The organism is Psychromonas aquimarina ATCC BAA-1526, assembly GCF_000428725.1.
GTDB lineage: Bacteria > Pseudomonadota > Gammaproteobacteria > Enterobacterales > Psychromonadaceae > Psychromonas > Psychromonas aquimarina.
Genome location: NZ_AUAM01000020.1, coordinates 17,505 through 30,310, shown reverse-complemented (window position 1 = coordinate 30,310; position 12,806 = coordinate 17,505). Strand labels below are relative to the sequence as shown.

Sequence of the window (12,806 nt, the reverse complement as noted above, 5' to 3'; positions counted from 1 at the left end):
AAAATGAATAAAACAAGCCGCGGCTTGTTTTATTCATACCTTGGGAAATAGAGTTAAGCGACCTGCGCTTCTACTTTATCATCGGGCAGGTATTGATTAACAACTAGTGCCGCAATCTGACGTCGGCTTATAACGCCGCACATTAAACCGTTATTTATAACTGGATAGATAGAAGGGCGCTGTGCTGATGCACTTTTAAGCCGCTGTTCGTAACTTTGGTAACTGCGGCTGGTCAGCATGCCGCCGTCATTAACCGGGAACAGTCTTTCTTTATCTACAACCATAAACTCAAGCAGTGTCGCTACAGGCTGTTGTGCGTCGACAGTCAGTATTTCTGTCTGCATTGCATCTTCGATTTTATAGTTTAAATCAGTTGAGTACTCCTCAGACCATAAAAGTCTTAAAATATCCTGTTGTGAAATGAAGCCGATCAGCTGCTGCTTATCATCAATAACAGGGGCTGCATCGATTTCATGCTCAGTTAATAAAGCCAGTGACTGATAAATACATTTGTTTTGTAAAAATACCAGAGGCTCTTTATCCATAATCTGACTTACTGTAAGGCTGTTTAATGTGTTTTTCATAATATGAGTTTCTCCAAATTTAGTTAACTGATTGTTTGTTTCAAATACATTATTGTTATTACTATTGTGTAGATTGTTGTCTTTATTCTTGTTTTTACTGTCACCATCGATTAACCAGTAGCCAAGTCCGATTAATAAACCACCGCCGACTATGTTGCCCAGGGTTACTGGAATTAGGTTATGAAAGATAAAGTTAGACCAGGTTAAGTCCGCAAAATCAGCCGCCGCCAGCCCATGGTTTATATAAAACTGCGGTTCACTGAGTGCATTAACAGCAATGCCCAGCGGTACCATAAACATGTTGGCGATACTGTGTTCAAAACCGCTGCTGACAAACATCGCGACAGGCAGCACAAGCAGCATAGATTTTGCTAAAGCATCCTTACAGCTGAATGTCATCCAGATACCTAAACACACTAAAATGTTACATAGGATCCCTAGAGCAAAGGCCTGCGCCCAGCTGTGATGGAGCTTATGCTGGGCAATCTGCAGGGCGTTAATTCCCCACGCGCCGCCGTCAAGCAGATGCATCTGTGCAGTTACAATCAGGGCCAGCATTAAAGCCGCGCCCGCCAGGTTGCCCAGATAAACACGCAGCCAGCATTTCAGTAACTGCCCGGTTGAAAACAGCCCCTGTGCCCAGGCTACGGTACTTAATACTGTACTGGTAAACAGTTCTCCGCCGCATACGACCACTAATATCAGTCCGACACTAAATGCAAGGCCTCCTGAAAGTCTGACTAGTCCCCAGGGAGCATCATTTGCACCGGTTGTTACTGTGATATAAAAAACAAAGGCAATGGCAATAAAAGCACCGGCAAAAACAGCAAGGGCGAATGACTTCGACACTGATTTCTGTACTTTTTTCAAACCGTACTCTTCTACCTGCGCAATGACACTGTTTGCTGCCGGCGTTTTCTGCTGGTCATTGTTCACCAGCCTGACAGGGTAATGCTGATTAGAGCTCATAATGAACGTCGTGACTGTGCACGCCTCTATTTAGTTGTTTAATAATGGTCTGCGCAATTTTCATAAACTTCTCCTTAATGAATAAATATCGGCGTTAGTCTGTAACGCCCAGTTACAATAGAAGAAATATAACCATAATAATATTTGATAATTTATAAGCTGGGTTTCAATTATAATGATGGCTGGTTTTTTATATTAAATCCGTATAAGCAGGCTTCAGCGGATGCCGCTGCTTTATATGTTTGGGTATATACTCAATCAGTAGAACAACTGACGCTCAGCACAGATAACTGTAATAGAACGTTTTTTATGCGTTTACACAGATTAGTTTGAAACGGCATGTGTTTTTGAGATCATTTTATCGCTTTGTGAAGTCCTGCTGTATTATGCTGTGTGACACTCATGAAGACGGCTATCAGCATAAGGAAAAGCAAATGACGTTTGCCAGCGGCATTCCAGAAAATAGAAAAATGTTTGTTATATTTCGTATGGAGCCGGGATCCTTAGGGCCCGACGGCAGTCAATACATTAATGAATTCTGCGATTTTGCACAAATGCAGCTGCAGGCCTGTGCCAGCCCTTATATCAACTGGTCAATTGTACCGAGGTTCGACAAAAGCTTAGCTGAAATGGAATTTCAAGTTGCTTCTAAAAAGCTGACACGAAGTAAAGCCGGTCAGTATTTGAATGTATTCGGTGAAAACTTAGATCATTTCGAAGAGTTATTAGAAGATAACCTTGAAGAAATTATTAATCAGTATTTTGGGCGCTAGTATTTTTCGCTGAATAACTTTGCCCGGCATTTCAAACTGGTCTCTAAAACTTAAGTAAAAAATTATGTTAAAAAAGATTAAAGTAACCCAGCTCCGTATTGGTATGTATATTAATGATTTACAGTGCGGCTGGATGAATCATCCATTTGCGGTTAACCGCTTTAAGATTAAATCTGATACTGAGATTCGAAAAATTATTGCGGCCGGTGTTAAAGAGATCGAGATAGATATAAAAAAAGGATTAGATATATTTATCGAGAAAAGAAAAGCGGAAAACGGTCAGCTGCGAAAGGTTATTGATCAGCGTTCGCAGGATAAACCTGGAAAAGTCAGCGTGCTGCAGGAATTAGGCCCGGCTAAAATTGCATTTGCAGAAGCGGGTGAATTTATCACCGATATGATGGCTAATGCAAAAATGGGCCAGCATGTAGAATTAGAGCAGGTGAATCCGGTTATCAATAAAATGAGTGCCTCTATTTTACGTAACCCCAATGCTTTATTAGGACTTTCTCGTATTAGAGCTATGGATAAATACACTTTTGAACATTCGGTAAGTTTTTCCGTATTATTGATGTCCTTTGCAAAAAGTATGGGGCTGCCCATCGAAACAATCAATAATGTAGGTATCGGCGGACTGCTGCATGATATAGGCAAAACGTTAACACCGGATGAAATTTTAAATAAACCTGGAAAATTAACCGACCAGGAATTTGTTATTATGAAAAAGCATGTTGTTGACAGCCGCCTGATATTAGAAAAAACCAAGGGACTGTCGCAGGTGTCCATGGATATCGCCGCCCAGCATCATGAGAAATTTGACGGAAATGGTTATCCGCTGGGATTAAAAGGCGATCAAATAAGCACCTATGGACAGATGGCCGCCATTGTGGATGTTTATGATGCGCTGACCGCGGATCGTTGTTACCACGTGGGTAAAGAGCCTTCTGAGGTATTAAAACTATTATTAAAATGGAGCGGTACGCATTTTAATCCTGATTTAGTGCGTAAGTTTATTCAGGCTGTTGGTATTTATCCTGCCGGCAGTTTAGTTTTATTGAGCAATCAGCATTTAGCTACCGTTATTGATATCAGTGACAATATGCTTAAGCCGCAGGTGGAAGTATTTGTTAATACTAAGAAGCGCTGTTATGTACCGCGAAAGCTGATTAATTTAGCTGAGCAGGATGAGATTAAAATTCTAAGCATAGAATCCTATGTAAAATGGAATATAAAACATTAGCCGTAAATATACCCGGCGTTGAACTGCCGGGCTATGTCAATCAGCTATAGCATAGTTCATCTGCTGGAAATTTTACTTTAGTCAAAGCGCGGATTTCGGTGATCACAGCTGCAGTTATTTTAGAGCGTATAACCGCCTGCTCATCCATTCTGCCCCGCTGAATCTGCTCAGCAAAAAAGTCCGCTTCGTAAACCATACTGTTTTCAGGCTGCGGTAAAGTCAGATCGGTTACCTGCTCTTTTTGATGCAGATGGACCTGATCACAGAGTGAAATATGTTTGATAACTAGATTACCCTGCTCTCCTTGTATTTCACTGGGCAGTACCGAGTCACTTATTTTTGAGTGATCAATGCTGACAGTAAATTCTCCGTAGTTGAGCAGAACAGCGCCTGCACCGTCAACACCTGAGTCAAGCAGGGTGGCTGCGGCCTGAATTTCTAACGGTTTACCAAACAGGGCAACGGTGAATGCCACACAGTAATAACCAATATCCATAATCGAACCGTTAGAATATTCGGGGTTAAAGGTATTGGGATTTTCACCGTCTAAATACTTCTGGTAGCGGGAGGAATACTGGCAGTAATGAATATGCGCTTTGCGCAGTTTACCAAGCTTAGAAAGATTATTTTTTATCTGTGCAAAGTTGGGCAGACATGCGGTTTTATAGGCTTCAAATAAAACCACATTGTTATCAACAGCTGCCTGGTAAAGAATTTCAACCTGCTTTGCGTTAGATGCTAAAGGCTTTTCACAAATAACATGTTTGCCATGTTTTAACATCATTAATGCCTGTTCAAAATGCAGCGAGTTCGGACTGCCGATATAAACGGCCTGTATTGTATCGCTCCTGCTTAATAAACTGATATCATCAAAACAGTTTTTAACATTATACTTTTGAGCAAATTTTTCAGCTGTTTGTATATGACGGGAATATACCGCGTTAAGGTGCAGCTGCTTATTAACTAAGGCCGCATTGACAAATTCTTCACTGATCCAGTTGGTGCCGATAACTGCAAAATTAATCATTTTATATAATCCCGGTTATTAAATATTTGAAAGTGATATTAACAATCATCAAGTTCGATTAAAATCATTAGTATGCCCATAACTAAATAAAAATTAAAAGAAAATTATGAATTCAAATGTATCGTCAATTATTTCGCAGCTGGCCGCTGAATCCGCCGTTACAACAGCCCAGGTTAACGCTTTTGTTTCACTTTATGATGACGGCAATACAGTGCCGTTTATCGCGCGTTACCGCAAGGAGGCCACCAACGGGCTCGATGATGTGCAGCTTCGTTTATTAGAAACTCGCCTGACCTATCTGCGCGAATTAGAGATGCGCAGAAATGCAGTTTTAAAAGCGCTCAGTGAGCAGGGGAATTTAACTGATAAATTAAAAGGGCAGATAAATGCAGCGCCCGATAAAACTACGCTTGAAGATTTATACCAGCCTTTTAAAAGTAAACGCATCAGTAAAGGCCAGTTAGCGATAGACGCCGGACTGGAACCGCTTGCGGATAAGTTATGGTTTCACAACGAAACGGATGTAGATTGTCTGGCTAAACGCTATATAAACAGCAGCAAAGGTTTCCCTGATGCGAAAAGTGTATTAACGGGAGCGCAGCTGATAATCGTCGAGCGTATTGCTGCTGATGCTGCACTGCTGGATAAGCTGCGCAAACATTTGTTCAATAATGCAGCCCTGGTTTCTACAGTGGTCAAAGGACAAGAGCAGAATGCATTAAAATTTAAAGATTATTTTGAATTTCAGGAGCCTTTAAAGAAAATATCTTCACACCGTTTATTAGCCATGCTGCGCGGCAAAAGCGAAGGTTTGTTAAAACTAAAGCTTAATGCCGATCCCAGGCAGGATAAGAGTATTAAAGACTCCTACTGTGAAACGCTGATAGCCAGTCATTTAGGTTTTTCATTCGCTAATCTGACACCTGACAGCTGGCGAAAAGCTGCAGTGAAAAAGGCCTGGAAAAGTAAAATATCGACGCTTTTGGAAACCCAGCTAATTTCATCCATGAAAGAAAAATCCTTTGACAGTGCCATTGATATTTTTGCCGGCAATTTAAAAGAGCTGCTGATGGCTGCACCTGCCGGCAGAAAAGTCGTACTCGGCTTAGATCCGGGGCTGCGTACGGGCTGTAAAGCTGCCGTTATCAGTGAAACCGGCAAGCTGCTTGATTATGCAACTATTTATCCGCATGCACCTGCTTTTAAAACAGAGCAGTCAGCGCATGAGATAATCAAACTGATTAACAAATACAAAGTCGATCTGATTGCCATCGGTAATGGTACCGCATCGCGGGAATCAGATAGTTTTGTGCGTGAGCTGCTTAACGAGCAGGGTTTAACAATTCCCTGCTTAATAGTTAGCGAAGCGGGTGCATCTGTTTATTCTGCTTCTGAACTTGCATCACAGGAATTTCCAGATCTTGATGTTTCCATTCGAGGCGCAGTTTCAATTGCCCGGCGTCTGCAGGATCCCTTAGCGGAACTGGTAAAAATTGATGCTAAAGCAATTGGTGTTGGTTTATATCAGCACGATCTTAATCAGACTAAACTGGCAAGACGTCTGCAGACGGTAGTAGAAGACTGTGTAAATGCAGTGGGTGTTGACTTGAATAGTGCTTCAGTGTCTTTATTGAGTTTTATTGCCGGGTTAAACAAAACTATTGCACAGAACATTGTAGATTACCGGGATACTTATGGTGCTTTTAAATCAAGAAATGTGCTCAAAAAAGTTGCCCGCTTAGGCGATAAAGCTTTTCAGCAGTCGGCGGGATTTTTACGCATAAGTGAAGCTGTTAATCCTCTGGATAATTCTGCCGTGCACCCGGAAGCTTACGCGCTGGTAAAAGAAATTGCAGTGCAGCAGGGCAGACAAGTTAAAGAGCTGGTCAATAATCCGTTATTATTAAACAATGTTAATGCACAGCAGTATGTCAATGAACAGTTTGGTCTGCTCAGTATTACAGATATTCTGAGTGAGCTTGCTAAACCTGGACGCGATCCTCGTCCAGAGTTTAAAACCGTTAGTTTTGCAGAAGGTATTAATAAACCGGCAGAGCTGATAAATGATATGGTGCTGCAGGGGGTTGTCTCTAATGTCACCAGTTTTGGTGCTTTTGTTGATATCGGTGTGCATCAGGATGGTTTAGTGCATATTTCACAGCTTGCGGATAAGTTTGTCAGTGATCCCTTCCAGGTTGTTAAAACAGGGCAGATTGTCAAGGTACGGGTTGTAGATGTTGATCTGCAGCGCGGTAGAATTGCATTAAGTATGCGTCTTCAGCATAGTTAAAAAGCGAGTTCAAGGTACGGGTTGTAGATGTGGATCTGCAGCGCGGTAGAATTGCATTAAGTATGCGTCTTCAGCATAGTTAAAAAGCGAGCTCAAGGTACGGGTTGTAGATGTGGATCTGCAGCGGGGCAGAATTACGTTGAGTATGCGTCTTAAATAGATAGAAAGAGAAGTTATAGTGAAACTTAGTTTACGTCTGCAGCAGATAGACAGCATGGTGAGCAGAGAATATGATCATATTTGGGACTGCTGCTGTGACCATGGTTTTTTAGGTTTAAACCTGCTTAAACGACAGGCTGCGCAGACAGTGCATTTTGTGGATATTGTGCCGGATTTATTAAAACAGATCGAAGCTAAGCTCAATAGTGAATTTGCCAGAAAGCTGCAGCTCAATGCATGGCATGTTCACTGTATGGACGCGGCCGATTTACCGGTTGAATTGTACTCAAAGGATGTACTTAAAGATAAACACCTGGTGATAATCGCCGGTGTTGGCGGTGAGCTGCTTATTGAGCTGATACAGTCATTAATAAAGCGCTTTGCTGCTTACCAGGTAGAGTTTCTATTATGCCCGGTTCATCATAATTATAAGGTCCGGCAGTTTTTAATAGAGCAGAAACTGGGTTTAATTAATGAGTCACTTATCTGTGAAAACAATCGCTATTATGAAGTGCTGCATGTCGCGGCTGGTGCGCCGCAGTCTGTCTCTAATGTCGGTTCAATTATGTGGGATTTTAACAATAAAAAACATATTAACTATCTGGATAAAACTATCAAACATTACCAGCGTATTGCTAAAAGCCCTGCACACAGCAATACGGCTGCGGTTATCGAGCAGTATCAGAGCTTATACCAGAGTTAACGCTAAATAGTGTCTTTTTGCTGCGGGCAAGGTATACTCTGCGCCCGTTTTGCCAGATATGAGTTATTAATGCGCCTGCTTAAATCCACTGTTCATCCTGATATCACTTCTTTAGATCAAAGTACTTTCACCCGCATCGCCGCCCGTGCAATTATCCTTAAAGGTGAAAAGATTTTAATGCTTTATACTGAGCGTTATCATGACTACACGCTTCCCGGCGGCGGTGTGGATGCGGGGGAGAATCTGGAGCAGGGATTAATTCGCGAGCTTCAGGAAGAAACCGGCGCACAGAATATCCGCAATATCGAAGAGTTCGGCTTATATGAAGAGTATCGTCCCTGGTATAAAGACGATTTCGAGATTATGCATATGAAATCCTACTGTTATGTGTGCGACATCGACAGCCGCCTCGGCAAAACCAAGCTGGAAGATTACGAGATCAAAAACGGCATGAAAGCGGTCTGGTTAGATGTAAATGATGCAGTCAAACATAACGAACATACTATTAAAAACAGTGCCAAGAAGGGCATGTCCATAGAGCGGGAAACGTTTATATTAAAACTTATTGTCGAGGAACTGCTTCCGCAGGTCAGAGAGCAGAAAGCGGGGTGATTATTCGATATAGGTTTGCTTATCGAGTACAAACTCGATTCCGTACATAGACATTGCGTCTTTAGTTGTCTGATTCTGGTGCAGTGTCGCGCATAAGCTGACTTCCTGTTTTTTCGCCTGATCGATAAAACCCAGTAATTCATCAGATGGGCTGCCAAGCAGCTGGTGGCTTAATTTCTCAGACAGAATCAAATCTGAAACGGGGAAGTTATTAAGCACATCGATGGAAAGCTGAGTTTCATCATGTACCAGCCAGTAAATTCGAATTGAAGAAAGGCGCGCCATTACTAAGGAAGCAAAAAATACCGAGCTTGTCTGTATTTTTTCCGGGTATTCGATGCACAGGTCTATCTCTTCTAATGAAGTATTCAATCCAGACGCCAGCTCATTTTTCAGATCCCGTTTAATGCCCTGCGGAAACCAGTCCTGTAGACTGCGTGCACTGATTATTTTGCGAGAATCTTTTTTCTCCGGCAGTGCCGCAATCTGCTTTTTACTCATGCCAAACAGACAAAAATAACTGTTCAGAGTCTGCTTCTCAAGGTTATACAGGCCGTAGGCCCCGGTTTTAAGCGGCTCTTCATTAATCCAAAGCTTAAGATAAACCTTAGAAAACAGGGACTGTAATAACTGCGACCACTGTTTTTGATCCGGAACGCAGGTCAGACTGGCTAAAATAGTAAAGCCGTAATTTTTGGCCAGCTGGTAAGCCGCCCGGCATACATTAGCCGGCAGCTTGCCGAATAGAAGTACAATAGGAAACTCTTTACGCGCGGATAACTGCGTAAGAATATCAATAAGATGCAGTTCATTGACAGTTAAATCGATAATTAATAACTGTTGATTTTTTATGTTCTGCTGTGCGTCTTTATTATTAAAATACTGCACGTGCTGCAGGCCGATTTCGTTAAATGCCGCCTGATGTTGTTTTTTCTGAAGCGGATTATCGGCAATAAAAGCAACCCGGTACTGCTCCAGCCACTGCTTGAAGATATGTGCAACATGCATCTGCCAGCGATCCAGATTAACTGTAAGCTGTTTAAGGCTGCTGCAGTATTCAAAGGTAGACAGATCAATATCCATGTCCGGCATTTTTCCCACCCAGAAGATGTGAATATCTGCACGGATCTTTAATAATTTAAGCAGTTTATCTAACAGGGGCTCAAATTCTATATGTTCAGGTAAAACCAGGGCGATGCCGCGCGGGCTGGCACTGATCATTAAGATCAGCTCTTCAAGATTATCCGACTGAATTACCGAATAATTATCGAATTCCAGTGCTAGTTGAAATGAATAAACAGCAACGTTATTATTTTTTTGTCGAGCGGACTGCGATGCCAGAAACTGTAGTTCCTGATCAGTCAGAATTGAACCTTGCTGTTTAATGATCGGCATATAATACCTGCTGTTATTCCTGTTCGCTCGAATCGATCGGGAATTCCGGTAAAGCTGTTCCGTCGTTATTCGGGTAAACAATAAATTCACCGTGATATTTAACTTTAGATTTGTAGTCTGTAATTTTATATAACAACAGATCCTGTGCAAATGCTAAGTCAATGATTTCCTGCTGCGCACCGCGAACATATAAAGAAATTGGTTTTATCAGTGTGCCCTGTGCATCAAAACAGCTGCTTATCTGCTCAGCACAGACAATTAATGATTGTCTGCCGCCGCTGTGACGATTAAGTTTTTCACCGACCTGCATATCAGTTGTCACCATCCAGTCATCATCTGTTAATTGTGCATAAAGAGTATTCAGCTGCTCAACATTTACTGCCTGCACTTGTTTATCGGCATTTAAAACCTGGCTGTAGCACTTTTCTAAGTAGATAAACTGCTTTTTTAAACCGGCATTTTTACCCAGACTGCGGGCCTGACGCTGCCATCCTTTCAGAGTTTCTAAAACAACACTGTCAAAACGCTTTTGTTTCATCGCAGTGGTTACCCATGCCCCAAAATAATGTGCTTCACTGAGCGGGTTTTGTGGTGTTCTTCCCGAGACCTGAGAAGCAGATAATTCAGTTAGCGCGGTAGTGATTAGTTTGTATATTTCTTGAGAGAAGAGAACCATGTAATTCCTATTTTTCTTCGTAAAATGAAGACCTGTTAAAATAACCATAATAAAACGGTGCAGGTGAAAATTATGACAGGCAATAAACACACTCACAAGTAGATAAATGCAACTAAACGCAATGTTTTTGTAAAGGTATTTGCACTGCATCATTAAAATGCGATGTCAGGTTAAATTAAAGTCAATTTTTGTATTTATAATGATTATCTACTTTGAAAAACTGAGGTGAGTATGCACAGTCTTAAAAAAACAACTGTTTCGCTGGTATTAGGCAGCGGCGGTGCCCGCGGACTTGCACATATCGGAATTATTAAATGGTTAGTCGAAAATGACTATGAAATACGCTCAATTTCAGGATGTTCAATAGGCGCCCTTATCGGCGGGGTGTATGCCGCTGGAAAGTTAGAGATTTTTGAAAAATGGATTTGTGAAATCGACAAGCTGGATATTATTTCCCTGCTGGATATTTCCTGGAAATCCAGCGGCCTAGTACGCGGTGATAAAGTTATCAATACCTTAGTAGAATTATTAGGTGATCAGAAAATTGAAGAGCTTGCTGTTAGTTATACAGCCGTTGCCGCTGATATCAAAAATGAGAAAGAGGTGTGGATAAATTCAGGCTCTCTTTTTGAAGCGATCCGGGCTTCAATATCCCTGCCGCTGTTTTTTACTCCTGTTACACGCAATGGAGTTGAACTGATCGACGGGGGCGTACTTAATCCGGTACCTATCGCGCCTACTTTCAGTGACCATACGGATCTGACTATTGCTGTAAATCTTGGCGGGACAGTCGCGGAAGCACCAATTGAGGAGTTAAAACCGGTGCCGTCCAAAAGCAGCCCGCAGGGGCTGAAGATTCATGAAAATATATACAAATTTATCAGTCGTTTCCGAAGTGAGAAAAAAGAACAGAAAGCGCAGGACTGGGGGGCCTATGATATTGCTAACCAGGCATTTGATGCCATGCAGAGTACCATAGCGCGTCAGAAGTTAGCCGCTTATCCGGCGGATTATAATATTGAAATTGCCAGAAACGCCTGCGGTACATTGGAATTTGACCGAGCCTGCGAAATGATCGCATTAGGTTATAAAAAAGCGCAGCATTATCTGCCTGAAAAAGTTTGAAACGCTTTGTTTACCTAAACTTGACGGATGTATAAAAAATATCAATCTTAATGGACTAAACTGTATTCATTTATAACAGGGTAATTAAGCATCATGGATATGATCAGGAAAAATAAAGCGCAAGAGACTGCAGTTTCATCTTATCTTGAACATCATTCGGATCTGCAGGGAAAAATTCACGAAATTCGTAAGGATTTAAGTAAGTCATTTCCCTTTATCAACCGGGTTGCTATTGCACTTTATGATGTAGAGAGAGATGTGATTAAAACCCATGCTTATGATGAAGACCAGCCGTCAGATCTGCATAATTATGAAGCGATCCTGTCTGAGTGCAACTCTCTGCAGCACTTAGCTTCCTGTGCACAGGAGCGGGTAGTTAATGATATTTCAATATTTGATCAAAGTACCCATGTCCATACAGCATTAGTCCGTCAAGCTGGATATCTTTCAAGTATCACCATTCCTTTATTAATGGAAGGTCAGCTGCTTGGTTTTCTATTTGTAAATTCGCGAGCAAAAGATGTATTTACGGAAGAGGTTGTAGAAAGACTGCGGCTGCTGTCTATGGTGATAACTCTGCTGCTGCATCAGGATACAGCGCGGATTAATGTACTCAAATCAACGATTGAATCAATGAAAATCATCAGCTCTCACCGCGATCCGGAAACGGGAGAGCACCTGCAGAGGATGGCCAGTTATTCATTATTGATTGCACGGGAAATTGCTGATATTTACGAGCTTTCGGATCTGTTTATCAGTTATATATATCTTTATGCGCCGATGCACGATTTAGGCAAGTTAACCGTACCTGATCATATCCTGTTAAAAAACGGCCCATTGACTGATAAAGAGTTTTCAATTATGCAGGGTCATACAGTCAGCGGTGATGACTTGATCCAAAAGCTTATTGAAGTGTATAAACTTTCTGATCTGCCGTTTATCACTTCACTTATAAACATTGTCCGTTCCCACCATGAGAAAATAGACGGTACAGGCTACCCTGACAATTTAACTGCCCACCAGATTGAAATAGAAGCGCGCATCGTTGCGGTGGCAGATATATTTGATGCATTAACCAGTGATCGGCCCTATAAAAAGGCCTGGTCGATAGATGATGCCTTTGCAGAGTTAACACGTTTATCGGGTATTAAACTAGACAGTGACTGTGTTAACGCGCTGCTTAATAACAGATCTAAAGTGCAGAAAATTATGGATTCATTTAAAGATGCTTGTGATTGATCATGATCAGGCTT

Annotated in this window: 11 protein-coding genes; 7 read left to right on the top strand and 4 right to left on the bottom strand. The window is 41.7% G+C overall.

Annotated features, from left to right (window positions below):
- Positions 1-53: 53 nt before the first annotated feature.
- Complete coding sequence (focA, locus tag G337_RS25905) at positions 54-1,553, bottom strand: formate transporter FocA (RefSeq protein WP_037027272.1); 1,500 nt, start codon at positions 1,551-1,553, stop codon at positions 54-56.
- Between the two features lie 434 nt (positions 1,554-1,987).
- Between focA and G337_RS0108970 the strand changes: the two genes are divergently transcribed.
- Positions 1,988-2,326 carry a hypothetical protein gene (locus tag G337_RS0108970; protein ID WP_028863592.1) on the top strand — a complete coding sequence of 113 codons (339 nt, stop codon included), beginning with the start codon at positions 1,988-1,990 and terminating at the stop codon, positions 2,324-2,326.
- A gap of 64 nt (positions 2,327-2,390) precedes the next feature.
- Positions 2,391-3,566 carry an HD-GYP domain-containing protein gene (locus G337_RS0108965; RefSeq protein ID WP_028863591.1) on the top strand — a complete coding sequence of 392 codons (1,176 nt, stop codon included), beginning with the start codon at positions 2,391-2,393 and terminating at the stop codon, positions 3,564-3,566.
- Positions 3,567-3,606: 40 nt separating this feature from the next.
- Here the strand turns inward: G337_RS0108965 and G337_RS0108960 are convergent, their stop codons facing one another.
- Positions 3,607-4,593 carry a Gfo/Idh/MocA family protein gene (locus G337_RS0108960; protein WP_028863590.1) on the bottom strand — a complete coding sequence of 329 codons (987 nt, stop codon included), beginning with the start codon at positions 4,591-4,593 and terminating at the stop codon, positions 3,607-3,609.
- A 106-nt stretch (positions 4,594-4,699) separates the two neighbouring features.
- Here G337_RS0108960 and G337_RS0108955 point away from each other — a divergent pair, with 106 nt between their 5' ends.
- From G337_RS0108955 to G337_RS0108945, 3 genes are all read left to right on the top strand, one after another.
- Entirely contained in the window at positions 4,700-6,883 is a 2,184-nt protein-coding gene (locus tag G337_RS0108955) for a Tex family protein (RefSeq protein ID WP_028863589.1), read from the top strand.
- Between the two features lie 178 nt (positions 6,884-7,061).
- The gene (locus G337_RS25900) at positions 7,062-7,745 is read left to right on the top strand and encodes a tRNA (adenine(22)-N(1))-methyltransferase (protein ID WP_037027271.1); all 684 of its coding nucleotides are present in this window, start codon (positions 7,062-7,064) and stop codon (positions 7,743-7,745) included.
- A 69-nt stretch (positions 7,746-7,814) separates the two neighbouring features.
- Positions 7,815-8,357 carry an NUDIX hydrolase gene (locus G337_RS0108945; RefSeq protein WP_028863588.1) on the top strand — a complete coding sequence of 181 codons (543 nt, stop codon included), beginning with the start codon at positions 7,815-7,817 and terminating at the stop codon, positions 8,355-8,357.
- Here the strand turns inward: G337_RS0108945 and G337_RS0108940 are convergent, their stop codons facing one another.
- Positions 8,358-9,752, bottom strand: a complete 1,395-nt coding sequence (locus G337_RS0108940) for a hypothetical protein (protein ID WP_028863587.1) — start codon at positions 9,750-9,752, stop codon at positions 8,358-8,360.
- Between the two features lie 13 nt (positions 9,753-9,765).
- A complete protein-coding gene (locus tag G337_RS0108935; protein ID WP_028863586.1) occupies positions 9,766-10,428 on the bottom strand; it encodes a DUF2913 family protein in 663 nt (220 codons plus the stop codon).
- Positions 10,429-10,659: 231 nt separating this feature from the next.
- On the opposite strand from G337_RS0108935, the gene G337_RS0108930 reads away from it, so the two are divergent.
- Positions 10,660-11,553 (top strand): patatin-like phospholipase family protein, encoded by an 894-nt coding sequence (locus G337_RS0108930; protein WP_028863585.1) that lies wholly within the window; start codon positions 10,660-10,662, stop codon positions 11,551-11,553.
- Between the two features lie 99 nt (positions 11,554-11,652).
- Positions 11,653-12,792 carry an HD-GYP domain-containing protein gene (locus tag G337_RS25895; RefSeq protein WP_169719619.1) on the top strand — a complete coding sequence of 380 codons (1,140 nt, stop codon included), beginning with the start codon at positions 11,653-11,655 and terminating at the stop codon, positions 12,790-12,792.
- Positions 12,793-12,806: the final 14 nt, after the last annotated feature.

Bases quoted from the DNA above. Each gene is read 5' to 3' on its own strand.
- G337_RS0108970 (WP_028863592.1), top strand. From the start codon at position 1,988: ATGACGTTTGCCAGCGGCATTCCAGAAAATAGAAAAATGTTTGTTATA.
- focA (WP_037027272.1), bottom strand. From the start codon at position 1,553: ATGAGCTCTAATCAGCATTACCCTGTCAGGCTGGTGAACAATGACCAG.
- G337_RS0108955 (WP_028863589.1), top strand. From the start codon at position 4,700: ATGAATTCAAATGTATCGTCAATTATTTCGCAGCTGGCCGCTGAATCC.
- G337_RS0108960 (WP_028863590.1), bottom strand. From the start codon at position 4,593: ATGATTAATTTTGCAGTTATCGGCACCAACTGGATCAGTGAAGAATTT.
- G337_RS0108945 (WP_028863588.1), top strand. From the start codon at position 7,815: ATGCGCCTGCTTAAATCCACTGTTCATCCTGATATCACTTCTTTAGAT.
- G337_RS0108940 (WP_028863587.1), bottom strand. From the start codon at position 9,752: ATGCCGATCATTAAACAGCAAGGTTCAATTCTGACTGATCAGGAACTA.
- G337_RS0108935 (WP_028863586.1), bottom strand. From the start codon at position 10,428: ATGGTTCTCTTCTCTCAAGAAATATACAAACTAATCACTACCGCGCTA.
- G337_RS0108965 (WP_028863591.1), top strand. From the start codon at position 2,391: ATGTTAAAAAAGATTAAAGTAACCCAGCTCCGTATTGGTATGTATATT.
- G337_RS0108930 (WP_028863585.1), top strand. From the start codon at position 10,660: ATGCACAGTCTTAAAAAAACAACTGTTTCGCTGGTATTAGGCAGCGGC.
- G337_RS25895 (WP_169719619.1), top strand. From the start codon at position 11,653: ATGATCAGGAAAAATAAAGCGCAAGAGACTGCAGTTTCATCTTATCTT.